At 63.5% G+C, this 26,844-nt stretch carries 29 protein-coding genes, 1 rRNA gene, 2 pseudogenes and 1 other annotated feature; of the genes and pseudogenes, 14 read left to right on the forward strand and 18 right to left on the reverse strand.

Annotation, left to right across the window (positions count from 1 at the left end; all coding sequences use genetic code 11):
* The first annotated feature begins 146 nt into the window (after positions 1-146).
* Positions 147-1,073, forward strand: coding sequence for a transaldolase (tal, locus tag TQ98_RS16460; RefSeq protein ID WP_044874185.1), 927 nt, complete (start codon positions 147-149; stop codon positions 1,071-1,073).
* 60 nt (positions 1,074-1,133) lie between these two features.
* Here the strand turns inward: tal and rssC are convergent, their stop codons facing one another.
* Both rssC and rssB read right to left on the reverse strand, forming a co-directional pair.
* Positions 1,134-1,616, reverse strand: coding sequence for an anti-sigma factor antagonist RssC (gene rssC / locus TQ98_RS16465; protein WP_044874184.1), 483 nt, complete (start codon positions 1,614-1,616; stop codon positions 1,134-1,136).
* On the reverse strand, positions 1,613-2,797 hold the full coding sequence (rssB, locus tag TQ98_RS16470) for a two-component system response regulator RssB (RefSeq protein WP_044874183.1): 1,185 nt from the start codon (positions 2,795-2,797) through the stop codon (positions 1,613-1,615). The genes rssC and rssB overlap by 4 nt, the downstream gene beginning before the upstream one ends.
* Before the next feature lie 215 nt (positions 2,798-3,012).
* Here rssB and TQ98_RS16475 point away from each other — a divergent pair, with 215 nt between their 5' ends.
* Positions 3,013-3,312, forward strand: a complete 300-nt coding sequence (locus TQ98_RS16475) for a PilZ domain-containing protein (protein ID WP_044874182.1) — start codon at positions 3,013-3,015, stop codon at positions 3,310-3,312.
* Positions 3,313-3,374: 62 nt separating this feature from the next.
* On the opposite strand, the gene TQ98_RS16480 is transcribed toward TQ98_RS16475, so the two are convergent.
* Positions 3,375-4,076: a VacJ family lipoprotein gene (locus tag TQ98_RS16480; protein ID WP_044874181.1), complete on the reverse strand. Its 702-nt coding sequence runs from the start codon at positions 4,074-4,076 to the stop codon at positions 3,375-3,377.
* Positions 4,077-4,178: 102 nt separating this feature from the next.
* Here TQ98_RS16480 and TQ98_RS16485 point away from each other — a divergent pair, with 102 nt between their 5' ends.
* From TQ98_RS16485 to TQ98_RS16495, 3 genes are all read left to right on the forward strand, one after another.
* Entirely contained in the window at positions 4,179-4,598 is a 420-nt protein-coding gene (locus tag TQ98_RS16485; RefSeq protein ID WP_044874180.1) for a thioesterase family protein, read from the forward strand.
* Positions 4,599-4,653: 55 nt separating this feature from the next.
* Positions 4,654-5,394: a phosphatase gene (locus tag TQ98_RS16490; RefSeq protein WP_044874179.1), complete on the forward strand. Its 741-nt coding sequence runs from the start codon at positions 4,654-4,656 to the stop codon at positions 5,392-5,394.
* A gap of 122 nt (positions 5,395-5,516) precedes the next feature.
* Positions 5,517-5,780, forward strand: a complete 264-nt coding sequence (locus TQ98_RS16495; protein WP_044874178.1) for a DUF4404 family protein — start codon at positions 5,517-5,519, stop codon at positions 5,778-5,780.
* Positions 5,781-5,824: 44 nt separating this feature from the next.
* Here TQ98_RS16495 and queF read toward each other — a convergent pair whose 3' ends face one another.
* The gene (gene queF, locus TQ98_RS16500; RefSeq protein ID WP_044874177.1) at positions 5,825-6,655 is read right to left on the reverse strand and encodes an NADPH-dependent 7-cyano-7-deazaguanine reductase QueF; all 831 of its coding nucleotides are present in this window, start codon (positions 6,653-6,655) and stop codon (positions 5,825-5,827) included.
* 161 nt (positions 6,656-6,816) lie between these two features.
* Here queF and TQ98_RS16505 point away from each other — a divergent pair, with 161 nt between their 5' ends.
* Complete coding sequence (locus TQ98_RS16505; protein WP_044874176.1) at positions 6,817-7,497, forward strand: heavy metal response regulator transcription factor; 681 nt, start codon at positions 6,817-6,819, stop codon at positions 7,495-7,497.
* On the forward strand, positions 7,497-8,846 hold the full coding sequence (locus TQ98_RS16510) for a heavy metal sensor histidine kinase (RefSeq protein WP_044874175.1): 1,350 nt from the start codon (positions 7,497-7,499) through the stop codon (positions 8,844-8,846). Before TQ98_RS16505 ends, TQ98_RS16510 begins: the two co-directional genes overlap by 1 nt.
* A gap of 100 nt (positions 8,847-8,946) precedes the next feature.
* On the opposite strand, the gene TQ98_RS16515 is transcribed toward TQ98_RS16510, so the two are convergent.
* Positions 8,947-9,777 (reverse strand): undecaprenyl-diphosphate phosphatase, encoded by an 831-nt coding sequence (locus tag TQ98_RS16515; protein WP_044874174.1) that lies wholly within the window; start codon positions 9,775-9,777, stop codon positions 8,947-8,949.
* A gap of 295 nt (positions 9,778-10,072) precedes the next feature.
* Here TQ98_RS16515 and pnuC point away from each other — a divergent pair, with 295 nt between their 5' ends.
* Positions 10,073-10,639: a nicotinamide riboside transporter PnuC gene (gene pnuC, locus TQ98_RS16520; RefSeq protein ID WP_044874173.1), complete on the forward strand. Its 567-nt coding sequence runs from the start codon at positions 10,073-10,075 to the stop codon at positions 10,637-10,639.
* A complete protein-coding gene (locus tag TQ98_RS16525) occupies positions 10,636-11,184 on the forward strand; it encodes an AAA family ATPase (RefSeq protein ID WP_044874172.1) in 549 nt (182 codons plus the stop codon). The genes pnuC and TQ98_RS16525 overlap by 4 nt, the downstream gene beginning before the upstream one ends.
* Before the next feature lie 85 nt (positions 11,185-11,269).
* Here the strand turns inward: TQ98_RS16525 and TQ98_RS16530 are convergent, their stop codons facing one another.
* The 4 genes from TQ98_RS16530 to TQ98_RS16545 are packed head-to-tail and all read right to left on the reverse strand — an operon-like array spanning position 11,270 to position 13,897.
* Positions 11,270-12,592, reverse strand: coding sequence for a sensor histidine kinase (locus tag TQ98_RS16530; protein ID WP_044874171.1), 1,323 nt, complete (start codon positions 12,590-12,592; stop codon positions 11,270-11,272).
* A complete protein-coding gene (locus tag TQ98_RS16535; protein WP_044874170.1) occupies positions 12,589-13,257 on the reverse strand; it encodes a response regulator transcription factor in 669 nt (222 codons plus the stop codon). Before TQ98_RS16535 ends, TQ98_RS16530 begins: the two co-directional genes overlap by 4 nt.
* The gene (locus TQ98_RS16540; protein ID WP_103102992.1) at positions 13,257-13,571 is read right to left on the reverse strand and encodes a PepSY domain-containing protein; all 315 of its coding nucleotides are present in this window, start codon (positions 13,569-13,571) and stop codon (positions 13,257-13,259) included. Before TQ98_RS16540 ends, TQ98_RS16535 begins: the two co-directional genes overlap by 1 nt.
* Positions 13,571-13,897, reverse strand: a complete 327-nt coding sequence (locus TQ98_RS16545) for a PepSY domain-containing protein (RefSeq protein WP_044874167.1) — start codon at positions 13,895-13,897, stop codon at positions 13,571-13,573. The genes TQ98_RS16540 and TQ98_RS16545 overlap by 1 nt, the downstream gene beginning before the upstream one ends.
* A gap of 170 nt (positions 13,898-14,067) precedes the next feature.
* Between TQ98_RS16545 and TQ98_RS16550 the strand changes: the two genes are divergently transcribed.
* Positions 14,068-15,147 (forward strand): hypothetical protein, encoded by a 1,080-nt coding sequence (locus tag TQ98_RS16550; RefSeq protein WP_044874166.1) that lies wholly within the window; start codon positions 14,068-14,070, stop codon positions 15,145-15,147.
* Between the two features lie 32 nt (positions 15,148-15,179).
* Complete coding sequence (locus TQ98_RS16555; RefSeq protein WP_044874165.1) at positions 15,180-16,070, forward strand: hypothetical protein; 891 nt, start codon at positions 15,180-15,182, stop codon at positions 16,068-16,070.
* On the opposite strand, the gene TQ98_RS16560 is transcribed toward TQ98_RS16555, so the two are convergent.
* Genes TQ98_RS16560 through hmpA form a run of 3 tightly spaced genes read right to left on the reverse strand, consistent with a single transcriptional unit; the run spans position 16,022 to position 18,692 of the window.
* Positions 16,022-17,212: an NnrS family protein gene (locus TQ98_RS16560; RefSeq protein ID WP_044874164.1), complete on the reverse strand. Its 1,191-nt coding sequence runs from the start codon at positions 17,210-17,212 to the stop codon at positions 16,022-16,024. The genes TQ98_RS16555 and TQ98_RS16560 overlap by 49 nt on opposite strands.
* Positions 17,199-17,456, reverse strand: coding sequence for a hypothetical protein (locus TQ98_RS16565; protein ID WP_044874163.1), 258 nt, complete (start codon positions 17,454-17,456; stop codon positions 17,199-17,201). Before TQ98_RS16565 ends, TQ98_RS16560 begins: the two co-directional genes overlap by 14 nt.
* Before the next feature lie 54 nt (positions 17,457-17,510).
* Positions 17,511-18,692 (reverse strand): NO-inducible flavohemoprotein, encoded by a 1,182-nt coding sequence (hmpA, locus tag TQ98_RS16570; RefSeq protein ID WP_044874162.1) that lies wholly within the window; start codon positions 18,690-18,692, stop codon positions 17,511-17,513.
* 149 nt (positions 18,693-18,841) lie between these two features.
* On the opposite strand from hmpA, the gene norR reads away from it, so the two are divergent.
* Both norR and queD read left to right on the forward strand, forming a co-directional pair.
* Positions 18,842-20,392: a nitric oxide reductase transcriptional regulator NorR gene (norR, locus tag TQ98_RS16575; RefSeq protein WP_044874161.1), complete on the forward strand. Its 1,551-nt coding sequence runs from the start codon at positions 18,842-18,844 to the stop codon at positions 20,390-20,392.
* A 315-nt stretch (positions 20,393-20,707) separates the two neighbouring features.
* Positions 20,708-21,064, forward strand: coding sequence for a 6-carboxytetrahydropterin synthase QueD (gene queD, locus TQ98_RS16580; protein ID WP_082073277.1), 357 nt, complete (start codon positions 20,708-20,710; stop codon positions 21,062-21,064).
* A gap of 212 nt (positions 21,065-21,276) precedes the next feature.
* Here the strand turns inward: queD and rrf are convergent.
* The 6 genes and pseudogenes from rrf to TQ98_RS28155 all read right to left on the reverse strand — a co-directional run.
* Positions 21,277-21,392 (reverse strand): 5S ribosomal RNA (gene rrf / locus TQ98_RS16585).
* A gap of 153 nt (positions 21,393-21,545) precedes the next feature.
* Positions 21,546-21,811: a sequence feature (23S ribosomal RNA rRNA prediction is too short), on the reverse strand.
* Positions 21,805-22,194, reverse strand: coding sequence for a thiamine pyrophosphate-binding protein (locus TQ98_RS16590; protein WP_242443153.1), 390 nt, complete (start codon positions 22,192-22,194; stop codon positions 21,805-21,807). It overlaps the preceding feature by 7 nt.
* A 69-nt stretch (positions 22,195-22,263) precedes the next feature.
* Positions 22,264-23,571: a histidinol dehydrogenase gene (gene hisD, locus TQ98_RS16595; protein ID WP_044874678.1), complete on the reverse strand. Its 1,308-nt coding sequence runs from the start codon at positions 23,569-23,571 to the stop codon at positions 22,264-22,266.
* Between the two features lie 390 nt (positions 23,572-23,961).
* On the reverse strand, positions 23,962-24,774 hold the full coding sequence (locus TQ98_RS16600) for a helix-turn-helix transcriptional regulator (RefSeq protein WP_044874677.1): 813 nt from the start codon (positions 24,772-24,774) through the stop codon (positions 23,962-23,964).
* Positions 24,775-24,932: 158 nt separating this feature from the next.
* Positions 24,933-26,084: an MFS transporter gene (locus TQ98_RS16605; RefSeq protein WP_044874676.1), complete on the reverse strand. Its 1,152-nt coding sequence runs from the start codon at positions 26,082-26,084 to the stop codon at positions 24,933-24,935.
* Positions 26,085-26,375: 291 nt separating this feature from the next.
* A pseudogene (locus TQ98_RS28155) lies at positions 26,376-26,594 on the reverse strand (hypothetical protein); the annotation flags it as partial.
* Between TQ98_RS28155 and TQ98_RS16615 the strand changes: the two are divergent.
* Positions 26,594-26,839, forward strand: a pseudogene (locus TQ98_RS16615) (PDDEXK nuclease domain-containing protein); the annotation flags it as partial. The pseudogenes TQ98_RS28155 and TQ98_RS16615 overlap by 1 nt on opposite strands.
* Positions 26,840-26,844: the final 5 nt, after the last annotated feature.

Below are 26,844 nucleotides of genomic sequence, written 5' to 3' on the forward strand. Positions count from 1 at the left end.
CTTTTCCACTGCGGAACCTGCCTCCCCCCTTTCCCGGTCTGTAGGAATGGGCAGGCCGATGGCCTGTAAAAAAGCCCTTACGCCCCCGTTGAGCAGCCACGGCGGCTCGGGTAAGGTCAGTTCATCCGCCACGAAAAGGTTTCGCCATGACCTCCAAGCTGGACCAACTCAAGCAGTACACCACTGTCGTCGCCGATACCGGTGATCTGGACGCGATTGCCCGCCTGAAGCCGGTGGACGCCACCACCAACCCTTCCCTGCTGCTGAAAGCCGCCGCCATGCCGCGCTATGCCGAGCTGCTCGACAGCGCCGTGGCTGGCAGCGGCAATGACCTTGGCCTGGCCTGCGACCGCTTCGGCGTCGCCGTTGGCCAGGAGATCCTCAAGGTGATTCCGGGCCGCATCTCCACCGAAGTGGATGCCCGCCTGTCCTTCGATACCGATGCCACCCTGCGCCGGGCAGAACGCTTGATCGGGCTCTACGAGGAGGCCGGCATCGGTCGCGAGCGCGTGCTGATCAAGATCGCCTCCACCTGGGAGGGCATCCGTGCGGCTGAACAGTTGGAACGCATGGGCGTCCAGACCAACCTGACCCTGCTCTTCAACTTCGCCCAGGCAGCGGCCTGCGCGGATGCGGGGGTATTCCTGATTTCCCCCTTCGTCGGCCGCATCTATGACTGGTACAAGAAGGCCGAAGGCCGCGACTACGTGGGGAGCGAAGACCCGGGCGTGCAGTCCGTGTCGCGCATCTACCGCTACTACAAGGCCAACGGCTATCAGACCGTGGTGATGGGGGCGAGCTTCCGCAATCTGGGGCAGATCGAAGCGCTGGCCGGCTGCGACCGCCTGACCATCAGTCCTGAACTGCTGCAGAAGCTGGCGGACGATCAGGGCCCGCTGGAGCGCAATCTGGCGCCCGGCGGCGAAGCCGAAGCCCGCGTGGTGCCGGATGAGGCGGCTTTCCGCTGGGAGCTGAACGAAGACGCCATGGGCACCGAGAAGCTGGCCGAGGGCATCCGCTTGTTCGCCCGCGACCAGGAGAAGCTGGAAGCCCTCCTCGCGTCCCGCCGCTAAAGCGCAAAACGCGCGCGGCCTTTGCAGGCTGCGCGCGTGATGAGGAGTGGAAACGAGGGATCAGCTGCGCTCGAGAGCGCTGACGAGGTCGTGGAAGGCTTCGCGGTTGGACTCGTTAAGCCCCATCAGGATGCGGTGGGCTTCCAGCACCTTGGTGCGGACCACCTCCTCCGTCTGGTCCTGCGGCGGCAGGTCCTCGAGGCTTTCCGGACAGGGAACCGGCCTTCCGACGATATTGAACACCTGATCGAACCCCATCGACTGCAGCAGTCGGGTGATATCGGGGTGGGTGGTCACTACCGTGGGCAACAGGCCCACTTTCTGCCGCGAAAGGATCGACAACTTGGCCAGCAAGCCGAGGGTCGTACTGTCGATACTCTGGGTTTCAGTAAGATCGATCACGATTGCCGAGAAATTCAGCGCCGAGAAGATCTTTTCGATGGTCGCATCCAGGGCCGAACACAGGGTGAGGCGGATTTCTCCGACAAACTTCAGGACGAAGGTCCCATCCTGCTCGGCAAACTGGATTTTACCGGTACTCATGCAAGGTTCCTGCTCAACACCAGCAAGGCGATATCATCCGGCATCTCGCCCAGGCTGGCCAGTCCAAATACTTGTCGCAAGCCATCCAGACTGCCACCTGCCTCACACACCATTTCTGGCAGCGCGGCTTCCTTATCTTTGAGGGTATCGCCGGGCAAAAGGTCCAATATCCCGTCGGAGAGCAAGGTCAAGCTGAAGGAAGACGGCAGATCGATGATCCGGTCATCATAGCTCGCCTCCTCGAACAGCCCCACCGGCAACCCTTTGCCAGCCAGGTAGGAGGCCTTGCCTTCGCTGTAAAGCACCGGCAGGGGCAAATGCCCGCCGATGCTATAAGTCAGTTTGCCGCTTTCCTCGTCGATTACACCGCCAAGCATGGTCACGTGCTTGCCCAGCTTGGTGTTGATCAGGCCGCGGTTGATGTGCCCGAGCACCTCGGACGGCTTGAACTCGGGCAGCATGCCATTGCGCCGGGACTCATAGAGCAGGCGCGTGGTCATGAACTTGAGCAGCACGGTCACGAATGCCGAAGAGGCGCCGTGGCCCGAAACATCCGCCAGATAGAACGCGACGCGGCGCTCGTCCACGCGGAAGTAGTCGACGAAGTCACCGGAGAGGTACAGCGACGGGATGATCTGGTGGGCGAAGTGCAATCCGTCCACTTCCCAGGGCGTCACCGGCAGCATGTTCATCTGCACCTGGCGTCCGGCGTTCTGGTCTTCCTGCAGCAGGTGCAGGCTGGCCTGGAGCTCGCGGTTGGCGGCCTCCAGCTTCTCCCGGTAGCGGCGGTTCTCCAGGCGAAGGGCTGCGCGGTCGAGGGCGCGGCGTACGGAGTGCTCGAGGACAGCCAGGTCTTCCAGGGGCTTGATCAGATAGTCCGCAGCGCCCAGGCGCAGAGCCTCCACCGCGTCGCTCATCACGCCGGCGCCGGAGACCACTATCACGGGGGTTTCTGCTTCCAGTTCGGAGATGCGGCGGATCAGTTCCAGGCCGTCGACCTGAGGCATGCGCAGGTCACAGATCACCAGATCCGGGCGCTCCTGCTCGAAAACCTGCAGCCCTTGCAGGCCGTTGCTGGCCTGCCGAACGCTGAATCCACTGTCTTCCAGATAGGCCGCGAGGCTCGCGCGCACTACCTCGTCGTCATCAATAATCAGCAGCTTGGCACTGGGATTGTGCATGGATTATCCAGGCAAACGGCGCCAGGGATGGGTTGTTGTAGCACCCGACCTAAGGCCCGAGCACAAGTACGGGGGTTCGCTTTACGGCGCAGACGGTACTCCCATCCGCATGGCGATTCAAGCTTGCGCCGCGCGCTGAACTCTGCCTTTACACCTGAAATCGCTGGAAGTTATAAGGAGTTTGCCCCGCCGGATGACAACAAGAGGACTAGCGCGTGAGCCTGGACGACCGCAACTACAGCGAGAAGCGCGATTTCATCCGGATGCAGGTGCAATCCAAGGCCATTCTGGAGCACGGCGGCCAGCAGTACCCTGCCCTTTGCCTGGACCTTTCCAGCAGTGGCATGCAGCTTGAAGTCAGCGTCGAACTGGCGATCGGTGAGCGTGTCCGGGTACTTATCCCGTCCGAGCACAGCGCTCTCAAGGGGCTGGAAGCAGATGCCGAAGTGATCAGGGTCGCCGACGGGCCGAACGGCGGCCGCGCCCTCGGCCTGGCCATCCTCGACCTTCGCTAGACGGAAAAGACCGGAAACGAAAAAGGCGACCTCAAGGTCGCCTTTTTGCTTTGCGCCGGGGCTTAGAAGTCGTCTTCGACCTCGCCGTCCTTCACCTTGAACTCGCGGTTCTGCAGGTAGGCGTTGCGGATGAAGATGTACTTGTCGCCCGTGATCAGCTTCTCCGCCGACAGCAGACTGGCGCGGGTATCCACCACATCCACGGCACGGGTCACGTTTCGAGTCGGCACGTGGTCGATGTAGGGGTACGGACCTACGAAGGTATCCGGGATCAGGCCGCCGGCATCACGCACGGTGCTGGGCCCGAGGAACGGGATCACGAGGTAAGGACCACTGCCCAGGCCCCAATACCCCAGGGTCTGGCCGAAATCTTCATCGTTGCGTTGCAGGCCCATCTTGGTAGCAACGTCGAAGAAGCCCAGCAGACCGAAGGTGGTGTTGAACACCAGGCGACCGGTGTCGACGCCGGCATTGTGGAACTTGGCCTGGAACAGGTCGTTGGCCAGGTTGCGCACGTCGCCAATGTTGCTGAAGACGTTATGCACGCCGTCCTCGACGAACTGCGGGGTCACCGCCTGGTAGCCCTTGGCGACGGGCTTCAGCGCGTACGTATCAAGGGTGTCGTTGAAGCTGAACATTGCACGGTTGAAGCCCTCCCACGGGTCCTCCTCCGCGGCGTTCGCGGCGAGAGGAAGCACCGCCAGGCTGAGGCAGGCCAGAACACGGCCCAGTCGATCGAGCCACTGAGCGCCGATCAATTGCATTGCAGACTCTCCTTGAGAAAAGTAGTGTGGCGGCCCGCCGCCAATTCGAGGCGCGCAGTATAAGGCCATCGCCCCTGTAGGGCAGCATAGCGGAACGCCAGCATGCCGGAAAAAACCTTGCTTCATGTTGCCCATATCCCCGTTCGCTGGGGCGACATGGACAGCTACGGACACGTCAACAACACCCTCTACATCCAGTATCTGGAGGAAGCACGGGTCGCGTGGTTCGAGCGTCTCGGCATTGCCATGAACAACGTGCCCCGGGGCCCGGTGGTGCTGCAGACCCTGCACACCTACCTCAAGCCCGTGGTGCATCCGGCCACGGTAGTCATCCAGCTCTATGCCGGTGCGGTGGGCAACAGCAGCCTGGTGGTCGAGCACCGCCTGAGCACACTGGAAGACCCGCATACGCTCTACGGCGAAGGCTATTGCAAGCTGGTCTGGATCGACCACGCCACCGACAAATCCGTGCCGGTGCCGGACAACCTGCGTCAGGCCATGGGCGCCAACACGCAGCCGTAACCTCGCTGTCATCGGCGGCGGTTAGCCTGCGCCAGACCTCGTCAGGATGACGCAGATGCCCCAGAACCAACCGCCCGCCTTCACCGCTATTCTCTTTGGACTTTCCGGCTGCCTGGTGGACTTCGGCGCCCGGACGCTGCCGCTGGCCCTGAGCCGATTGCTACCAGGCTGCCCTGCTCCCCGCCTGGCCGCAGCCGCCACCCTGCCCCCGCGCGCCGCCCTCGAGCATGCGCTCGACGCCTGCGCTAGCGAAGAACAGCTCCAGGCCTTCCAGCAACACCTGCTGGATGCCGCCGGTGAGCATGCCGAAGCCGTGACCGACCTCGATCGACTGGCCGGCCTGGTGGATGGCAATCGGGTGCCTTGCGCCTGGCTCGATGAACTGCCCTCTGCCACGAGTTGGCGCCTGGCCGGCCCCCTGCCCGCCTGGCTGCGCGCCAGCGAGGCCAATGGAGCGCGCCCATGGCCGGCTCCCGACAGCTGCTGGCAGGCTCTCGCTGGACTGGGCGTTTCGCGCCTGGAAGGCTGTGTGCTGATCAGCGCCAACCCGCGCCTGCTGCAGGCAGGCCTGAACGCTGGACTCTGGACCATCGGCCTGGCCGCCAGCGGCCCCTTGTGCGGATTGGCACCGGCGGATTGGCAAGCCCTGGACGGCAGCGACCGCGACCGCCGCCGTGCGGCCGCCACCCTGGAGCTGTACCGCCTCGGCGCCCATTCGGTGATCGACCACCTGGGGGAGCTCGCCCCCTGCCTGGCGGACCTCGCCAGCCGCCGCGAAAAGGGCGAGAAGCCCTGAGTTTGTTTCAGCCTTGATCCGGGTCAGGCACGCCCGCCCGGCCTGGATTACTCTCTAAGGCATGAGGGACTTTTGGCCCACCGCCAAGGTCCACTCCTGAGAAGCCGCATAGGGAGAACGACATGCCTGAACGCCTGCAGCAGCAACTGCAACAACTGCGCGACCAGTTGGCCGAGGAGCCGCCACTGGATGCGGAGGAGCGCGCATCGCTGATCGAGTTGATGCAGGAAATCGAACTGCGCCTGGCCCGCGACGCCGCCATGGCGCCGGATGCCACCCTGGTGGATGGGGTCAACCTGGCCGTCGAACGATTCGAAACCCGTCACCCCACCCTGGCCGGCACCCTGCGCAATATCATGCAGAGCCTGGCGAACATGGGTATCTAACCCACCCCAAAAGCAGAAACCCCGACTTCGAGTCGGGGTTTTCGTTATTGCCGCACCAGTCGGCGGTTGTCCGCCTGGACGTGGTGTGTGCTGCGGTAGGGGTTGATGTCCAGGCCGCCGCGACGCACATAGCGCGCATAAACCGTCAGCCGCTCCGGCTCCAGCAGGCGCTTGAGATCGAGGAAAATGCGCTCCACGCACTGCTCGTGGAAATCCGCATGCTGGCGGAAGCTCACCAGATAGGCCAGGAAGCTCGCTTGATCCAGACGCTTGGCGCCCTTGTACTCGACGACCACCGTGCCCCAGTCCGGCTGGCCGGTTACCGGGCAGTTGGACTTCAGCAGATGGCTATGCAGCGCTTCCTCCGCCGGGCCCGCTTCGGCACGCAGCAACTCGGGGTGCGGATGGGCGTAGTTGTCGATGGCCACATCCAGATCGTCGATGCAGGTGCCCGGCAGGCCGGCGACACCCTCCGCTTCCACGTCCGTGAGGCTGCGCACGCGCACCGCCACCGGCGCGCCGGCAGCCTCGCTCAGGTCGCGGGCGAGCACTTGTTCCAGTTCTGCAGCACCGGTGTAGACGGATTGGTTCAGCGAGTTCAGGTAGAGCTTGAACGACTTGGATTCGATGATGTTCGGAGAATCGGCCGGAATGGCGAACTCGCCGATCGCCACCACCGGCTTGCCAGACGGCGTCAGCCAGGACAGCTCGTAGCAGTTCCAGTAGTCCACGCCCTGATACGGCAGCGTGGCGGCGGTCAGGCCCAGTTCGTTCCACTTGGTCACGCGGGAGATGGGGAACAGCAGCTCCGGACTGTAGGTGCTGACGTACTCGCTGGACTTGCCCAGCGGCGAATGTTCGGCGGGGTGATGCATGGGGCGGACCTGAAAAATACGGAAATCGCGCAATTGTATACACCTGCGCGGTCGCTGAAAAATCCACGGCACCAGCGGTGCCCTGCATTACAACTTTGTCAGCTTGCCCCCTGCACCCTGCCGGCGCGGTATAAAGCAGCTGCCCAAGCCATGAGCCCACCATGAAGCTACTGATAGTCGAAGACGAACCCAAGACCGGCCAGTTCCTGCGCCAGGGCATGGCCGAAGCCGGCCTGGACGCCGACCTGGCCACCGATGGCTTGAGCGGCCGCGACCTGGCCCTTTCCGGCACCTACGACCTGATCATCCTCGACGTGATGCTCCCCGGCCTCGATGGCTGGCAGGTGCTGCGCAGTCTGCGCGATGCCGGACTGCACGTTCCCGTGCTTTTTCTCACCGCGCGAGACGCCGTGGAAGAACGCGTCCACGGCCTGGAACTGGGCGCGGACGACTACCTGGTCAAGCCCTTCGCCTTCGCCGAACTCCTCGCCCGCGTACGCACCCTGCTCCGCCGTGGCGCGGCAGCCCCGCAGGAAACCAGCCTGGAACTGGCCGACCTGCGCCTGGACCTGCTGAGCCGGAAAGTCGAGCGCAGCGGCCAGCGCATCGACCTCACCGCCAAGGAGTTCGCCCTGCTTGAATTCCTGCTGCGCCGCCAGGGCGAAGTGCTGCCCAAGACCCTGATCGCCGCGCAGGTGTGGGACATGCACTTCGACAGCGACACCAACGTCATCGAAGTCGCCGTCCGCCGCCTGCGCGCCAAGCTGGACGACGACTTCCCCACCAAACTGATCCATACCGTGCGCGGCATGGGCTACGTGCTGGAGGCGCGGGAAGGCTGATGCGAGGACTTTCCCTGACCACCCGCCTCGGCCTGCTGTTCGCCGCCTGCACGGCCACCGTATCCCTGCTCGCCGGCCTGCTGTTCAGCCGCGCCAGCGAGGCGCATTTCGTCGAACTGGACCTGCAGTTGCTGGAAATCCGCACGGAGGCCTTCCGTGCCCTGGTTCAAGAGGTGGACAGCCCGGCCACCCTGGCGCCACGGCTGGAGTCCCTGCAGACCGAACTGCGGTTGCATCCGGACCTTGCCCTGCGCCTGGAAAGTCGCGACGGCCAGTACTGGTTCAACAGCGCCGACGGCCTCCGCGCCCCGGGACGCGACGGCCTGCACGACTGGCAGCAGGACGGCACGGACTACCGCGTCTATGGCGCGCCGCTGCGACCGGGGGATGCGGATTCGCCGCGTATCACCCTGGCCCTGGATATCACCCATCACCAGCACTTCCTCGAACGCATGCAGCGCCTGATCTGGCTGACGGTGGGGCTTTCCGCCCTGGCCACCGCCCTGCTGGGCGCCTGGGCGGCCCGCAGCGGTCTACGCCCGTTGCGCCGCATGGCTGACGTGGCCGCCGGGGTGTCCGCCAATTCCCTGACCACCCGCCTGGATGAGAACGACGTCCCCCGCGAACTGGTGGACCTGGTGCGCACCTTGAACGCCATGCTGGGGCGGCTGGACGACGCCTTCCAGCGGCTCTCGGCCTTCTCCGCCGATATCGCCCATGAACTGCGTACGCCGCTGTCCAACCTGCTCACCCAGACCCAGGTGATCCTCAGCCAGGACCGCGCCATGGACGAGTACCGCGAGGCCCTGCACTCCAACCTGGAGGAACTCCAGCAACTGGCGCAGATGGTGGGTGACATGCTGTTCCTGGCCAAGGCCGAGCACGGACTGCTGGCCACCCGCCGCGAGCCCCTGGAGCTGGCCGCAGAGCTGGACGCCCTTCTGGACTACTTCAGCCCCCTGGCCGAGGACCGTGGCGTGGTCATGAGCCGCCGAGGCGAGGCGCGCCTGTCCGCCGACCGTGGCCTGTTGCAGCGCGCCCTCTCCAATTTGCTGGACAACGCCCTGCGCTTCACACCGGCAGGCGGCCGAATCGAGCTGAACCTGAGCAGCGACAGCCACGGCCTGCGCCTGACCGTCGCCAACAGCGGCGAGACCATTCCTGCAGAGCTGCTGCCGCGGCTGTTCGACCGCTTCTTCCGCGCCGACCCGGCCCGCCGCGAAGGCCGCGAGCACGCTGGCCTCGGCCTGGCCATCACCCGCTCCATCGTCCGTGCCCACGGCGGCGAGATCCGCTGCGAGTCAGGCGGAGGTTGGACGCGCTTCATCATCGATTTCCCCTCGGCCTGAGCGGCCGAGGTTGGGCGTTGCGGTGGGCTGAAGCCCACCCTACGGATACTGCAATGAAAAGGCGCGCCAGAGGGCGCGCCTTTTTTGTGTCCGGGGTGGATCAACCCTGGGCGGTGGACCAGTCGATCAGGCCGAACTGCCAGGTCGCCAGGATCAGCAGGCCAAAGCCGATGCGGTACCACGCGAAGGCTGCGTAGCTGTGGCTGCCGATGAACTTCAGCAGGCTGCGCACGGCGATCATGGCGAAGATGAAGGACACCACGAAGCCCAGGCCGAACACCGGCAAGTCGCTGGGCTGGAACAGGTGGCGGTACTTGTACCCCGAGTAGACGGCCGCGCCGACCATGGTGGGCATGGCGAGGAAGAAGGAGAACTCGGTCGCTGCCTTGCGCGACAGGCCGAACAGCAGGCCGCCGATGATGGTGGCGCCGGAGCGCGAGGTGCCCGGCACCAGCGCCAGGCACTGGGCACAGCCGACCTTGAGGGCATGCTTCCAGGTCATCTCGTCGACGGTTTCAGCCTGAATCCGGTGCGCTCGCTGCTCGGCCCAGAGCATGACCACACCGCCCACCACCAGGGCGCTGGCCACCGTGATCGGGTTGAACAGGTAGTGGTGGATCAGATCAGCGAAGGCGACGCCGAGTATCACCGCCGGGAAGAAGGCCACCAGCAGGTTCACGGTAAAGCGCTGGGCGCTGCGCTGGGTCGGCAGGCCGACCACGACCTCGAAGATCTTTCGGCGAAATTCCCAGACCACGGCGAGGATCGCCGCCAGTTGGATGATGATGTTGAAGGCGATGGCTCGCTCGCCGGTGAAGCCCAGCACGTCGGCCACGACGATCTGGTGCCCGGTACTGGAGATCGGCAGGAACTCCGTCAGGCCCTCGACAATGCCCAGAACGATAACCTGAATGGCCGTCCATAAATCCATCGAAACTTTCCCCCGAGCGCGCTCTTCAGGCGCTTTTTAATTCGAATGTGCAGATGGCTGGCACCGCATTTGTGCCGATGGGCGATGAGACCGGAGTGCCAGCGGGCGGGTTCCGGGACAGACGAACCGTCAGCGTTGTCCCGGAGCGCCGAAATGCTAACAGAGAGCCATCTGGAAATCGCAACTCAGCCAACGGCTGATTGAGAAAAACCCCGCATATCCGGGTGTAGCCACGCCCAGCCGAATCGGGTGCGAGCCGCTACAATCGGCGGTTTTCTTTCATGGGATTGGCAAAGTGTCTCCGCTCGAACTCGTCGCCGCCGCCCTGGGCGTGCTGGCCGTCTGGCTCACCGTCAGGCAAAACCCCTGGTGCTGGCCGATCGGCCTGATCATGGTGCTGATGTACAGCTGGATCTTCTTCGAGGTGAAGCTGTACTCGGACATGCTCCTGCAACTGGTCTACGCCGTCCTGCAGCTGTACGGCTGGTGGCAATGGACCCGGGGCGGCCGCCAGCACGACGGCCGGGAGGTCAGTCGCCTGGGCTCCGCACCGCTGGGACTGGGCCTGCTGGCCGGCGCCGCCGGTAGCCTGCTGTTGGGATACGGCATGGCAACCTGGACCGACGCCGCTGCGCCCTGGCTGGACGCGGCGCTCACCGCCTTCAGCCTCGTCGCCCAGTTCTGGATGGCGCAGAAGCGCGTGGAGTGCTGGCTGCTCTGGATAGTCGTGGACGTCCTGTTCGTGCTGCTGTTCCTCGACAAGGCCCTGTACCTGACCGCCGCCCTCTATGGGCTGTTCACCCTGCTGGCCGTGCAGGGGTGGCGCTCCTGGCGACGCGACCTGGAACCGACAACCGCATGAACGTACTGGTGCTGACAGGGCCGGAGTCCAGCGGCAAGAGCTGGCTGGGCGCCGCCATTCAGGCGGAATTCGGCGGCCTGCTGGTGGGCGAATACGTTCGCCACTTCATCGACCGCGAGCAGCGCGACACCTGCTATGCGGACATTCCGGCCATCGCCCGTGGCCAGTTGGAGTGGGAAGACCGCGCCCGCGCCACGGCGCCCGAGCTGCTGATCCTGGATACCCACCTGCTCAGCAACATCCTCTGGAGCCGCAAGCTGTTCGGCGATTGCCCCAATTGGCTGGAAAGCGAGCTCCTGGCCCGTCGCTACGACCTGCACCTGCTTCTCAGCCCGCTGGACGTCGAGTGGGTGAGCGACGGCCAACGCTGCCAGCCGGAGCTGGCCGAGCGTCAGGCCTTCTTCGACGATTGCCGGGCTTGGCTGGACAGCACCGGCCAGGTCTACGAAGTGGTCGAGGGGGACAGGGAGTCGCGCCGCCGGCACGTGCTGCAGCGGATTGCGCGCTGGCTGCATCGGCCGCTCCCCGCTGGATCGGAGGCATGACGCCCGACAAGGTCGGCGCTCAGGCCCCTCTAGACGGAGAAGAAACCTGCAATCCGCAGGATCGGGTTGAGCGACGCGTTACCCATCACGACTGCACTTCCGCCGGCAGGTCGATCCGCACCCGCAGGCCGCCCAGGGGGCTGTCCTGCAGGTTCAGGCTGCCGCCCCAGGCTTCGACCATGTCCCGCACGATGCCAAGGCCCAAGCCATGGCCCGCCACCTGCTCATCCAGCCGCGCACCACGGCCGATGACTGCTTCGCGCTGGTCTTCGGCAATGCCCGGGCCGTCGTCGTCCACCATCAGGCTATAGCCCCCCTCCCCGCCCCGAATGCTCAGGTTGACCTGGGTTTCCGCCCATTTGCAGGCGTTGTCCAGCAGGTTGCCCAGTAGTTCCAGCAGGTCCTCCCGGTCCCAAGGCAGGCGCAGGCCCTCGGGGGCGTCCCAGTCCAGATCGAGGTCCCGGTCGTGGATCATTGCGAGAGTCGAGAACAGGCCCGGTAGTTCCTCGGCGCAGTCGAAGTGCGCCCCCGGCAGGGCTTCGCCGGCCAGGCGCGCGCGGCCCAGTTCGCGGCCGAGGCGCTGTTCGATCTGCTCCAGTTGCTCCTGCAGGGTCGTACGCAGTTCCGGACAGCCACGCATCTCCTCGCGGTCGGCCAGGCTGACCAGGACCGCCAGGGGCGTCTTCAGGGCATGCCCGAGGTTGCCCAGGGCATGGCGGGAACGCCGGAGCGTGTCTTCGGTATGGCTGAGCAGATGGTTGACCTGCGCCACCAGGGGCTCCAGTTCCGCAGGAACACGGCTATCCAGTTCGCTGCGCTGCCCCTGCTGCAACTGGGCGATCTGCTGGCGAACCTCCTCCAGCGGGCGCAGCGCCCGGCGCACGGTCAGGCGTTGCAGGGCGAGGATCAGCAGCAATCCGGCCACGCCCAGGCCGAACCCTGTCCAGCGCACGCGGCGGAAGCTGTCCAGCACGGGGGTGTAGTCCTGGGCCACGGCGATCCGCACCTGATGGCCGAATCGGCGGTACTCGCCGCGCCAGGCCAGCAATTGCTGGTTATCCGGCCCCGGCAGCAGACCAGGCGCCAGGCCCTTCTGCGACGGCATCGCCAGTTCGGCATCCCAGAGGGAACGCGAGCGCCAGAGCCCGTCGCCCAGATCGATGAGGAAGTAGCGACCGGAAAAAGGCTGTTGGTGGGCCGGGTTGATGCGCTTCTCGTCCAGCTGGATGCCAGTGGGGCCGCGAACCAGCGCGCCCAGCAGCAGTTCAGCTTCACTGCGCAGGCCTTCGGCCAGGTAGCGGCGCAATCCCAGGTCGAACAGCCAGAGGCTAGTCTGCGCCAACACTAGCCCCACCAGCAGCAGGACGCCCACCAGCCCCAGGCTGAGCCGGCGCTGGATCGACCTCATCGGCCCTCACCGGTGAAGCGGTAGCCCTGGCCACGGCGCGTCTCGATCACCTCGCGGCCCAGCTTGCGCCGCAAGCGGTTGACGTGGACCTCGATCACGTTGGAGTCCCGCTCGGTCTCGCCATCGTAGAGGTGCTCGGCCAGGTGGCTCTTCGACAGAAGCTGGCCGGGATGCAGCATGAAATAACGCAGCAGGCGGAATTCGGCGGCGGTCAGCTCCACTTCCTCGCCATTGCGATTGACGCATTGACGACCCTCGTCCAACTGCAAACCCGCCGCTTCCAATTGCGGCTGGTTGGCCAGGCCATGGGCACGGCGCAGCAGCGCCTGGATGCGCAAGGACAGCTCCTCGGGGTGGAAGGGTTTGGTGAGGTAATCGTCGGCACCGGCCTTGAGGCCGTCGATGCGTTCGGCCCACGAGTCCCGCGCGGTCAGTACCAGCACCGGCGTTGCCAGGCCGCCGGCGCGCCATTCCCGCAACACGTCGAGTCCGGGTTTGCCGGGGAGGCCCAGGTCCAGAATGATCAGGTCGTAGGGTTCGCTCGCGCCCTGGTGCAATGCGTCCCGGCCATCGGCCAGCCAGTCCACGGCGTAGCCTTGGCGACCCAGGCTGTGGGTCAACTCATCGGCCAGGGGTACATGATCCTCTACCAGCAGCAACCGCATCAGTCGTCTTCCTCGTCCTTCAGAATGCGCCCGTTACGGGCATCCAGCTCCAGCTCACGCACCGTTCCATCCGCGGTGACCAGCTCCACCTCGTAAATGTAGACGTCGTCCTCTTCCTCCAGCTCGGCCTCAAGCAGGCGCGCCCCGGGGTAGTGCCCCAGGGCGCTGCGCAGGAGTTGTTCGAGGGGCAGGATGACGCCCGCCTCCCGGAGTTTCAGGGCCTCATCCTGGTCGAGGTCCCTGGCCACCGCTTCAAGGGTGAAGATGGCCAGGACCAAGGCGACAATTCCGCTGTATCGAAAAATCCAGCGCATCAGTCGTCCTGGTGATCCTTGAGGATCTGTCCATTGGTGGCATCGAGTTCGAGGTCCCACTGCACGCCCTGGGCGTCACGCATTTCGACCTGATAGACGTGCCGGCCGTATTCCTCTTCCAACTCGGTTTCATGGATGGTGGCGCCCGGGTGCTTGGCCAGGGCTGCGGCGTTGAGCTTCTCGAACGACTGGATGGTGCCGGCGTCCCGCAGCTTCAGGGCTTCGTCCGGGCCGAGATCGCGCGCTTCGGCGACACCCGCCGTGACGAAGAGGGTGGCCAGTGTGGCGAGGGTGGCGATGGCAAACAGGGTGGGAAGATTCTTCATGGTCCGTCTCCTTGGGAGCTTGCGTGTTTTCGATGGGCTCAACATACCGGCGACGACTTAACTCAAGCTGAATTCGCCTTAAGACTTGGGAAGAATCATTCATGCCCTGAAGCAACTTGGCCCTGACTCGGGCGCCACTATAATCGCTGCCCTGCCTTCAGGAGAGCCGCATGAGCGCCATCCAGATCAAGTTTCCCGCCCTGACGCTGCGTGCCGGACGCCGCGCGCTGACGCGCATACGCGAGCACGGCCTCGCACCCGCCGATGTGGGCATCCTGCCCGGCGCTGCTGGCGGCCCCAAGGCCCTGGGCATCCAGGGTCTGGATCTGGCGCTGTTCGGGGACTGGTTGCCGCGCGCGCCACGGGAAAGGGCGCTGATCGGCGCATCCATCGGCTCCTGGCGCTTCGCCAGTGCCTGCCTGCCGGACCCCGCCGCCAGCATCCGCCGCCTGGGTGATCTCTACACCAGCCAGCGCTTCCCCAAGGGCGTGACCATGGCGGAAGTCAGCCGGCTCTGCGGCCTGATGCTGGACGACCTGCTCCAGGGCCAGGATGCCCAAGTCCTGGCCAATCCGAACTACCGCCTGAATGTGGTGGTGGTGAAGAGCCATGGCCTGCTCGCCCATGACCGACGCAGCGCCCTGGGCCTGGGGTTGTCGTCGGTGATCGGCAGCAACCTGCTGGGCCGCCCGCATCTGGCCAGACACTTCGAGCGCGTCATCCTTCACGACGCCCGCCAGCCGCCGCCCCTCGCACCGCTCTCCGACTTTCCCTCACGCTTCCACGCGCTGGACCCGGGCAATCTGCGCCATGCCCTCCTCGCCTCCGGCTCGATCCCCATGGTGATGGAAGGGGTGCGCGACATCCCCGGCGCCGGCCCCGGCACCTACCGCGATGGCGGCCTGCTCGACTATCACCTGGACCTGCCCTACAACGCTGGCGGCGTGGTGCTCTACCCGCACTTCACGGACAAGGTGGTGCCCGGCTGGTTCGACAAGGGCCTGCCCTGGCGCAAAGGCGATGCCGAGCGCCTTCAGGACGTTCTGCTGATCTCCCCGTCCCGCGAATACCTGGAGACCCTGCCCCACGGCAAACTGCCCGACCGAAAGGACTTCAAGCGCTATCTGGGCGACGACACCGGCCGTGAGCGATACTGGCGCAAGGCCATGAGCGAGAGCCAGCGCCTCGGGGACGAATTCCTCGAACTGGCGGACAACGGCAAGCTCGGAGAACGCCTACAGAACCTCTGATCGTCGGCACAGGAAGCCAAGGGAGTACAGGGATGAAACTCGCAGTTGCCATCATTCACGGCATCGGCAACCAACAGGACTCACGGGATGCCGAAGGCCACCACGCCTTCGCCCAGGGTCTGATCCGCGGGCTGCGCAGGCGCCTGGGACTGGAAGCACAGGACGTGGCCTTCCAATCGCTCTACTGGGCGAACGTGCTGGACAAGCGCGAACTGGCCTATCTGCAAGACCTGGAACGGGAACCGGTGCGCTGGCGCTGGATGCGCCGCCAGGTCACCCTCTTCCTCGGCGACGCCAGCGGCTACCGCAAGGTGAGTCAGGCCTACGACACCACCTACGAACAGGTCCATCAGAGCGTGCGCAGCGGTCTTATGGCGCTGCGCGCCAAGGTCGGGCCGAACACCCCGCTGGTGGTACTGGCCCACTCCCTGGGCGGACACATCATCTCCAACTACATCTGGGACCAGCAGAAGCTCAACGCCACACCGAGCTGCCCGCTCGACCCGTTCCTCGCCATGGAAACCCTGGCCGGCCTGGTGACCTTCGGCTGCAACATTCCACTCTTCACCTTCGCCTACGAGCCGGTACGGCCGATCCGCTTTCCCGGGCACTGCCTCGATGAACACCTGAGCCGCTCGGCGCGCTGGCTGAACGTCTATGCACCGGCCGATCTGCTGGGCTATCCGTTACGCCCGGTGCAGGGCTATGCCGCCGTGGTCCAGGAGGACAAACCCCTGGCCGTCGGCCCCTGGTGCAAGCGGCATACGCCCCTGAGCCATCTGGAGTACTGGAACGACAGGCGCTTCCAGGACTACCTGGCCCGCCATCTCCGCGAGCTGCTCCACGCCTGCGCTGCCAACGTTGAAGCCTCGGCTCAGCCCGGCCTGCCATCCACCCTCGGCGTACACAGCAGCACGGCGTAGTACCGCAGGAACAGCGCGAACGCCGCCCCCCAGCACGCGGCGGCCAGCCAGAACGCGGAAGCGCCGAGCAGGGGCAGCAGGATGACCCTGGCCAGGGCACCCAGGTTCAGCAGCGCGAACGCCAGGCCCATGGCGCGTGGCGGCTCCAGGGACCGACCACTGTGCCCCAGGCTGACGCGGGCGATCATCGCCAGGATCAGGCCACCCATGGCACCCACACCCAGTGCGTGTTGCGCCAGGCTCTGATTGGCCAGGATGCCCAGGTGCCAGGCCACCAGCCCCAGCGGCGCCACAGCCAGCCAGGCGAACGCCAGGTGCAGCGGCCAGAGCAACGGCACGCGCCAGATTCCAGCGTCGTACCAGCGCGCCAGGCGCAGCAGATTGCCCAGGCCGAGCATGGCGCAGAGCGGCGCAAGCCAGGGATTGACCTGCAAGCCATGGCCAGTGGCGAAGGTCACGGCCAGCAGGATGGCACCCCCCAGCGTGCCCCAGTCCAACCAGGGCAACGCTTTTACCTGCTGGTTCCGGCCCAGCCCTCGTTGGGTGAAGAACGGAATCACGCGGCCGCCGATCAGCCCCATCAGGGCGGATACCAGCCACAGCGCGGCCAGCACGCCCTGGCGCTGCAGGTCGTCATTGGAGGACGCAAGGCCCCAGAGCACCAGGGTGTCGGCCAGAGCCAACAGGGTCAGCACCACGACCACCGGGTAATTGCCGCGCTGGCGGACTTGCCACAGGCTGCGCCCCATCACGAACGCAACGGTGGGAAGGAAGGCCAGCTCAAGCGGGAGCAGCAGTAGCAAAGGCGCTCCCAGCAGCCAGGCCAACCGCCCGGCCAGCCACAGCATGGCCAGTAGAGCGAGGGAACGACCGCGCAGGCCGAGGTTGCCGGTCCAGTTCTGCACGGCGGTGAGGAGAAATCCGGCCACGATGGCGCCACCGAAGCCGAAGACCATCTCGTGGCGGTGCCAGGCAAGCCACCCGCCCGCCGGCTGCCAGGTGCCGGCGTGGCCATTGAGCGCCGCCAGCCAGATCAGCACGGCTATCACGGCGAAGACCGTGCCGAACAGAAAGAAGGGCCTGAAACCCAGGCGCCAGATCGGCCGGATGGCCAGTTCGCGGGAGGCATCAAGCAATTGCACAGGCGAACCCCCGCGCTTCGTTGCGCATCTGGTAGTTGGCGGTCAGGCGCATCACGTAGCCCAGTTTGATCAGGGTCGGTCCCAGAATGACCATGCCGTGGGAGACGACGAGCAGGAGCAGCCCGAGATGGGCGTCCAGGTAGTAGGCGCCGGCGATACCCAGCAGCAGCAGGATCAGTCCGGCCCATAGGAACAGGTGAGAGAGTTGCAGCAAACGCCGGGGGCATCCGAACACGCCAGTCATGATCTCGCTCTCCTCGATTGGATGCCCGGCGCGCTAAGCACCGGGCGTATTTGCTCAGGCGTCCAGGGCGCCGGCCGGTCCGAAGAACTCGTAATGGCACTGTCCCTCGGGCACGCCCAGTTCGCGCAGGTGCTTTTTCACCTGGGCCATGAAGGGTTTAGGCCCGAGGAAGTAGGCATCCAGGTCACGCTCGGCAGGCAGCCACTGGGCCAGATGCTCGCGACTGAGGAAGCCGGTGGCGTCTGGTTTGTCGTCCGCGTGGGGCTCGCTGTAGCAGAAGAAGCGGCTCAGTTGCGGAATGGCGGCGACCTTCTCCTCGACCCAGTCGCGGAAGGCGTGGACCGCACCATTGCGTGCGCAATGGATGAAGTGGATCGGCCGACCGCTGTCCTGCGCAGCTTCCAGCATGGTCAGCGCCGGGGTAATGCCGACACCGGCGGTGATCAGCACCAAGGGCTTGCTGCCGGGGCGCAGGACGAACTCACCGGCCGGGGCGAACAGTTCGATGCGATCGCCGACCTGGAACTGGTCGTGCAGGTAGTTGGACACCCGACCGCCCTCTTCGCGCTTGACGCTGATGCGGTACTCGCGCCCGTTGCCTCGGGCAGACAAGGAGTAGTTGCGGCGTACTTCTTCGCCGTTCAGGAACAGACGCAGGCCGATGTACTGGCCGGGGACGAAATCCATCACGTCGCCGCCGTCTTCCGGAACGAGATAGAACGAGGTGATCTCGGCACTTTCCTCATCTTTGCGCGCCAGGCGGAACCAGCGGGCGCCACGCCAGCCACCCGGAGCAGCCTCGCTGGCGGCGTAGATCTGCTCTTCAGCACCGATCAGCAGGTCGGCCAACTGCTGGTAAGCGGCAGCCCAGGCCTCGATCACTTCATCGGTCGCGACCTCGGCACCCAGCACTTCGCGGATCGCACGCAGCAGGCAGGTCCCTACGATCGGGTATTGCTCCGGGAGCACCTGCAGGGCGACGTGCTTGTTGATGATCTGGCCCACCAGCGGACCGAGGGCTTCGAGTTGGTCGATGTGACGCGCATACATCAGTACGCCGTTGGCCAGGGCACGCGGTTGGTCACCGCTGGCCTGGTGGGCCTGGTTGAACAGGGGCCGCACTTCCGGATATTCGCCCAGCATGATCTTGTAGAAGTGGCTGGTCAGGGCCTCTCCACCGGTTTCCAGCAGGGGGACAGTGGCTTTGATGATGGCACGTTGTTGGCTGGACAGCATAAGGACTCCGTTATCGGTTGGGTCTTTCTGCCTGCTTCTATTCCATCTTTCATGCCAATTATTTATTTGTTATTTATCAATAACTTATAAATTAATAGGTTTTTTTGACTACACTGGAAAACAGGTCATATCGACATCACGGAGTCAATTTGACAACTAATCCTTTTCTGCAGACGCTGATTCCGCTGGTCACTGATCTGTCCCGCGAACTCCCCGAGCGCGAGCGTTACCGTCGCCTGCTGGAAGCGCTGCGGGGGCTGCTGCCCTGTGACGCCACCGCCCTGCTCCGCCTGGACGGCGACCAGTTGGTGCCCCTGGCCGTGGACGGCCTTAGTCAGGACACCCTGGGGCGGCGCTTCAAGGTTTCCGAGCACCCCCGCCTGCAAGCCTTGATGGAGCGCCGGGGCGTCACCCATTTCGCCGCGGATTGTGGGTTGCCGGATCCCTATGACGGATTGGTGGAGGGGCATCAGGAGCACCTGGAAGTGCACGACTGTCTGGGTTGCACGCTTTACCTGGATGACCACCCTTGGGGATTGCTCACCCTGGATGCCTTGGACCCGGCGCGCTTCGATGGCCAGGACCTGGAAGTCCTCGAAGGGTTCGCCAGCCTCGCGGCCGCCACGGTGAAAGCCGTCGAACGCATGGACAACCTCACCCGCCTCGCCCAGGACGAGCAGCAGTTGGCGGAGATCTATCGCCAGGCCGCTGGCCAGGTCCGCCCTCAGGAAATGATCGGCCAAAGCGCGACCCACAAGGCCCTGGTGGAAGAGATCAAGCTGGTGGGGGGCAGCGAACTCACCGTACTGATCAGCGGCGAAACCGGTGTCGGCAAGGAGTTGGTGGCCCAGTCCATCCATGCCCGGTCCCTGCGGGCCCGTCATCCGCTGATCAGTCTCAACTGCGCGGCGCTTCCTGACACCCTGGTGGAGAGCGAACTGTTCGGCCACGTACGAGGGGCCTTTTCCGGCGCGGTGAATGAGCGCAAGGGCAAGTTCGAGTTGGCCGACGAGGGAACGCTTTTCCTTGATGAGGTCGGCGAATTGCCCCTGGCGATCCAGGCCAAGCTCCTGCGAGTGCTACAGAGCGGGCAGTTGCAGCGGGTGGGTTCGGATCGTGAGCACAGGGTCAATGTGCGGGTGATCGCCGCCACCAACCGGGACCTCGCCGAGGAAGTCCGCGCCGGTCGTTTCCGCGCCGATCTCTATCACCGCCTCAGTGTCTATCCCCTGCGCGTCCCTCCCCTTCGAGAGCGTGGCCGCGATGTGCTGCTGCTGGCGGGGTATTTCCTTGAGGAGAATCGCGCCAGGCTCGGGCTACGCAGCCTGCGTCTCAGCCAGGACGCCCAGGCTGCGCTACTCACCTACGACTGGCCCGGCAATGTTCGGGAGCTGGAGCACCTGATTGGCCGTGCTGCCCTCAAGGCGCTTGCTTCCTGTGCCGAGCGGCCGCGTATTCTCACTTTGGCAGCCGGCGACCTCGCCTTGCCGGGTAGTCAGCCCGCAGCACCCGACGTCCCTGCGGACGCGCCTGCGATTGTCCCAACCGGTGATTTGCGCGAGGCGGTCGACCAATACCAGCGCCACTTGATCATCGCCAGCCTGGAACGCCAGCAGCAAAACTGGGCAGCGGCGGCCCGGGAACTCGGTCTGGATCGAGCCAACCTGCTGCGTCTTGCCAAGCGCCTGGGCATCAAATGAACCTCCACGTTCGTAGAACGTGGACTTGCGATGCCCCCCGGAAGGGCACAAAGCTCCCCTTTCGCCTGGCCTAAACCGTAGGGTGCGCCGTGCGCACCGGCAGTTTGCCCGGGCGCCGAAGCTGATTCCAAATCGGTGCGCACGGTGCACCCTACCGGACCGACTTAATCCTTAGCCCAGGCATTCGAGTCGTCACAAGCAGGAAGCTCGTCCGGCCGGTCCCGACTTTTCGGTCACGCAGCCAGAGAGCTGGTAAAATCGGGCCATCCTGCTTTGGCCAGGCTCCTGGCCGTCACTTCAAGAGCGTTACTCATAGTGGAAATCTTCAAAGAGTTCATGTTCGAAGCTGCGCACCAGCTTCCTCACGTGCCCGCAGGCCACAAATGTGGCCGTCTGCATGGCCACTCCTTCCGCGTGGCCATCTACATCGAGGGTGAGCCTGATCCCCATACCGGCTGGATTCGCGATTTCTCCGAGATCAAGGAAATCTTCAAGCCGCTCTACGATCGGCTCGATCACAACTACCTCAACGAAATCCCCGGCCTGGAAAACCCCACCAGCGAAGTGCTCGTCAAGTGGATCTGGCAGGAGCTGAAACCCCTGCTCCCGGAGCTCTCTCGCATCCGTATCCACGAAACCTGCACCAGCGGGTGCGAGTATCGCGGCGACTGAAGCTCGTCCAGGAATGCAAAAAGGCCACCGAAAGGTGGCCTTTTTATTGGGTCGGAGCTTGTTGGTGGGCTGAAGCCCACCCTACGCGAGGAAACGCTGGCCCGTGGCGACGCTATGCGATGCCCAACAACCTTCCCCACGTCACGCCCACTTTCCCGCGCGCAAAGACAAACCCCCGACACGCCGGGGCGTATCGGGGGTTTGGGATAGAAGCTTGACGATGACCTACTCTCGCATGGAGAAGCTCCACACTACCATCGGCGATACGTCGTTTCACTGCTGAGTTCGGGATGGGATCAGGTGGTTCCAACGCTCTATAGTCGTCAAGCAATTCGGTAGGGGCCTCGTCGCGAGACGCGACCCCGAATCAGGTATGTGACAGGTTTGGCTTTTGCGGTTCTGGCAAATTTTCGGTCTATATCGACTTCACCACCATACGCAACAATCACCAGATTGTTTGGGTGTTATATGGTCAAGCCTCACGGGCAATTAGTATTGGTTAGCTCAACGCCTCACAGCGCTTACACACCCAACCTATCAACGTCGTAGTCTTCGACGGCCCTTTAGGGGATTCAAGATCCCAGTGAGATCTCATCTTGAGGCGAGTTTCCCGCTTAGATGCTTTCAGCGGTTATCTCTTCCGAACATAGCTACCCGGCAGTGCCACTGGCGTGACAACCGGAACACCAGAGGTTCGTCCACTCCGGTCCTCTCGTACTAGGAGCAGCCCCTCTCAAATCTCAAACGTCCACGGCAGATAGGGACCGAACTGTCTCACNCAGTTCCTGCAGCAGGCCGTGGCCACGCATGTGAGTGGGCGGGCCACCGGTGATCAGCATCAGGCTGGTGGAGTCGGTGAAGGCGGTGGCCATGCCGATCACGGTGTTGCTCGCGCCGGCGCCGATGGAGGTCACCGCCGCCATCGGCTTGCCGGAAACGCGGTAGTAGCCGTCGGCCAGGTGCACGGCACTCTGCTCGTGGAACACCTGGATGAACTTGATCTTCGACTCTTCCTCGAGGAAGGCGTCGGTGAGGGTCCAGATACCGTGGCCGGGGATACCGGCGACGTACTCGACGCCGTAGTTCTTCAGGGTTTGGGCAACCACTTGGCTGCCAGTCAGTTTCTTCATGGATTAATTCCTATTGTTATCAGATTTCGAAACTACATCCGCCGCTTCGAAACGTCCGAATCGCAGGCGTCAGATAGCTGGCTCACCGAACGGCACGTCCTTCTTGCCGTAGCGACGCACGCGCAGGTTGGCCTGCTCGGCATGGCCGACGAAGCCCTCCATCAGACACAGACGCGAGCAGTACTCGCCGATCAGGGCAGAGGCCTCGTCCGTCAGTACGCGTTGGTAGGTGCAGGTCTTGATGTACTTGCCGACCCAGAGACCGCCGGTGTAGCGCGCCGCCTTGTTGGTCGGCAGGGTGTGGTTAGTGCCGATCACCTTGTCGCCGTAGGAAACGTTGGTGCGCGGACCGACGAACAGGGCGCCGTAGTTGCTCAGGTTCTTCACGAAGAAATCGTCGTCGCGCGTCATGATCTGCACGTGCTCCGAGGCGTACTCGTCGGAGAACTTGACCATCTCTTCGAACGACTCACAGAGAATGATCTCGCCGAAGTTCTCCCAGGCCTCCCCGGCGATGGCCGAGGTCGGCAGGAGTTCGAGCAGGCGAGCGATTTCCTTCAGGGTGTCTTCCGCCAGTTCGCGGGAAGTGGTCAGCATGACGGCCGGCGAGTCCTTGCCGTGTTCGGCCTGGCCCAGCAGGTCGGTGGCACAAAGTTCGCCGTCAACGCTGTCATCGGTGATCAGCAGCGTCTCGGTGGGACCAGCGAAGAGGTCGATACCAACGCGACCGAACAGCTGACGCTTGGCTTCTGCAACGTAGGCGTTGCCCGGACCGACAATGATGTCCACCGGATCGATGGTGGCAGTGCCCAGTGCCATGGCACCAACTGCCTGGATACCGCCCAGACAGTAAATGGCGTCCGCGCCGGCCAGGTGCTGGGCTGCGACAATGTACGGAGCCGGTTTGCCCTGGAACGGCGGCGCTGCAGTCACAATGTTGCGCACGCCAGCGGACTTGGCCGTGACGATGGACATGTGTGCCGAAGCAAGCAGTGGGTACTTGCCACCTGGGACATAGCAGCCGGCGGCGTTGACAGGGATGTGCTTGTGGCCAAGAACGACGCCCGGAATGCTTTCGATCTCGACGTCGAGCATCGACTTGCGTTGAGCATCAGCGAAGCGGCGCACTTGGGCCTGGGCGAACAGGATGTCGTCGCGCTCACGGTCAGTCAGCTGAGACATGCATTGATCGATCTCGGCCTGGCTCAGTCGATAGTCGCCCCGGTCCCAGCCGTCAAACTTGACCGACAGCTCACGGACGGCGGCGTCGCCACGCTTCTCGATATCCAGCAGGATGCGCGATACGTCCGCCTTCAGCTTGTCGTTGTCAGCCGCCTGCTGCTCCGTCGGTTTAGCCTTCTTGATCCACTCAGCCATCACATCACCTTTCTTGTAGGGCGCAGAAAGCCAACACACCTGAGCAGCGAATGCATCGAGTGAGGCCAATCTGCGGATTACGGGAAAATTGGGCAGTGCCGTGTTTGCGTCAGATGCCCAGGGCACCTGGAGAACGCCCTGTGAGCCACAAAGTACGGCGGCACCCTGCCCCCCTCAATTTCTCAAGAACGCATCAAATGACGCACTGTGACGCAACTAAGTAAAAAAAGTGCGACATGCCACCGGAATAGCACGCACACAGTGAAACTGCCTGAACACGGGCAGCCCAACGAGAAACAAGCCAGAAGACTCAGGATGGGATTGGTCGGCATCACCTGATGGTGATGCCCCAAGAAAGAGGGAATAGGTGACGCGCGCCCAAGGCGCAATTCAAGCGGAGTCGATGGAAGTGTTGCCGGTATTCAGATAGATGGTGACTTCCTTGGGAATGGACGGATCGCTGGGCGGTAGCACCGTAGCTCGCCGGATGTTCGCCTTGCGAATGAGCCCCTTGCTAACGAAGCTCATAGCCACCTTGGCGGCCACCGGCTGCCTCATCATCGTCGCTGCGATGCCGCTGGTGACGCCGAAGATGTACTTCTTGGAGTTTCGACTGACGGCCGCCAGATTGCTGAAGGTTATCTCGTTCTTTTGGATGGTTTCGAAGTCGACAGAGAAGATCCGCCCCGAGATCAGGAAGCTCAGGCCGTGGTACTTGAAGTGGTAATCCATCTTCCCGGTACCATCCATGCTCGGGAATCGCTCGATGTAGTAATGCATCAGCATGCCGTCGTGCTCATAGATGCAGAAGATCGAGCGCACGATCTGGCCGGGGTAGATAGACGAGTAGTGATAACGCTCGTAGATGCCCGTGATATCACTCTGGCGGGACTCACCTGCCCTCATCAATTCATTGATGAACATGAGCATCTTCGGCGACTGGATGACGCTCCTGAACAGATGGAAGTGCCCTCCTTCCATCATCGAGCGGAAGTCATTCGGATTCGAGAACAGAACGTCCTCACTCAGACCAAAGAAACTGGCAATCGCCCGCAGGTTGCCCTTCGAGGGGGCATGAGTTCCAGCAAGGTATTTATTGAATTGCTGCCGGTTGATGCCGATCTTGCGGCACATCTCTGAGACAGTGCCGGCTCGCTCACAGAGGACACGGAGGTTCTCTGGAAGAAACTCATCCTGATTCATTTGTGTCTACTCGTCTCGAACAATGAAACTGCGGTAGCAACAGATAGTCGCTCGATAACCTAATCAGCGAGTCACGTGCCCCTCCATTATAGGCGCAGTCCGCATCAGTCTAGTGCGTCATATTGAGAAGGGACTCACCCGCCAACGCAAGGCTGTGCTCAAGCCACCCTTCGGGCGAGCGACGGCGCAATGCCCACCACCACCAAGAGCAGACCCGCCACACCGACGAAGGCAACGTTCAAGCTGGATGCTTCGGCCACGAAACCAATCAGGGCCGGGCCCAGTAGCACCCCCAGGTAACCAATCCCACTCATCGAAGCGATGGCAAGTCCCACTGGCATTCTCTGCTGCCGACCGGCCAGGGATAAGAACACCGGGACCATGTTGGCGATACCCGCTCCTACCAGGACGAACCCCAGCAGCGCAAACAGCCAGTGATCGAGCATGACGGCCATCAGCATCCCAGCAATTGCCAGCAGCCCACCGCCTATCAGCACTGCGCTCGCACCCAATCGGTTTACGATGCGGTCACCATTGAGCCGCCCAAGCGCCATGGTCACCGAGAAGACGGCATAACCAATTCCAGCCTGGCTCAGTTCGACTTCGCGCACCGTCGAAAGGAAAACCGCGCTCCAGTCCAGCATCGCCCCCTCCATCAGGAAAGCGATAAAGCAAAGGCATCCAAGCAAGAGCACCGGCCCAGTCGGCCGCACGAATACCGGCGCATTGCCTCCCTCCGCATACGGAAGCAGGCCACGGCCATAAGCACACAAGAAACAGGCCCCTGCCACCATGATCACCAGGATGGCCTGGAGGGGCGAGGCTCCCAACCACAGCAACAAGCTGACGCCGGCAGCGCTGATGATGCTGCCGAGGCTGAATAGTCCATGGAACCCAGACATCATCGCGCGTCCGCAGGAACGCTCGATGATGACCCCCTGCATGTTCATGGCGACCTCCGCGATGCAGAATGTGGCGCCGAACAGTGCCAAGAAGATCATCAGCAGCCCGAACGAAGACACGGACGCAAGGAGCAGCAGACATGCTGTGATGACTGAATAGGCCAGACAGATCGCGCGGCGACAGCCAATTCGAGTGACGAGCCACCCCGCCAACGGCGTCATCACCAGCGAACCACCGCCGAGACAGAGCAGTAACAGACCCAACTGCGCGTCGAGAATGTTCGCCCTTTGCCGAGCAAAGGGCACCAGCGGCGCCCAGCCCCCCATCGCCAATCCCGCAAGCAGAAAAGTCAGACGACAGGCGGCCAGGGAGCGTGGAAACAGCGACAACGAATGCAGACTGGACATGGCAACAGCTCAAAAAAAAGCCCGGCAAGACCGGGCTAAGGGTGTGTTCTAAAACACTGAGAATCAGAGCGCCCATGAGGGCTCTAGCAACGACCTGGTTCCGCCCTTCGACAAGCGAAGTACCCATCGTCAGCTCGCTGACAATATGCCCTTACGATATTGACGCTGACTTGCCTGCTCAACTTCGCAAAGTAGTTTGAACTGACGCAGAGTGACGCAAAGCCCACTCATGATCGCGGCCAGCTTGAGCTCATCTATGGAGCCGACTCTGGGCGCAGTTACCCAGACTGCCTAGTACTTGCCCCCTTGGGCCCCGCCACCCGCACGCTCATTGGCTTCAGTTACCGCGCGAGTAAATGTCTCAAAGGGAATATCGGTAATTCCGACCAGACCGGTATGTGAATTCTCACCGTCGAGAGTACGCCCTGTTACCGGCTGATCTGCGTACTGGAACCAGTGGGCCCCCACTACCACTCCGGTCGCTACCGCAGAGTCCATGAAGCGCGCATATGTATTGCAACTATGCCAAGGAGCACTGGGCATATCCCGAGGAGAACCCGCCTGTTGGCCTGATTCTCTGCGCCGACAAGGGCCATGCCCTAGCGCGATACGCGCTGGAGGGCTTGCCCACCAAGGTCATGGCGGCGAACTACCGAACTGTCCTGCCGGACGCCGAAATGCTGCAAAAGGAGCTGGAAAGCACACGGCGGCTGCTTGAAGCGCGGGCGGAACTTCGACCCAAGGCTCAGCGATAAAGGGC

This window comes from Pseudomonas sp. LFM046 (assembly GCF_000949385.2).
In the GTDB taxonomy this organism is placed as follows: Bacteria; Pseudomonadota; Gammaproteobacteria; order Pseudomonadales; family Pseudomonadaceae; genus Metapseudomonas.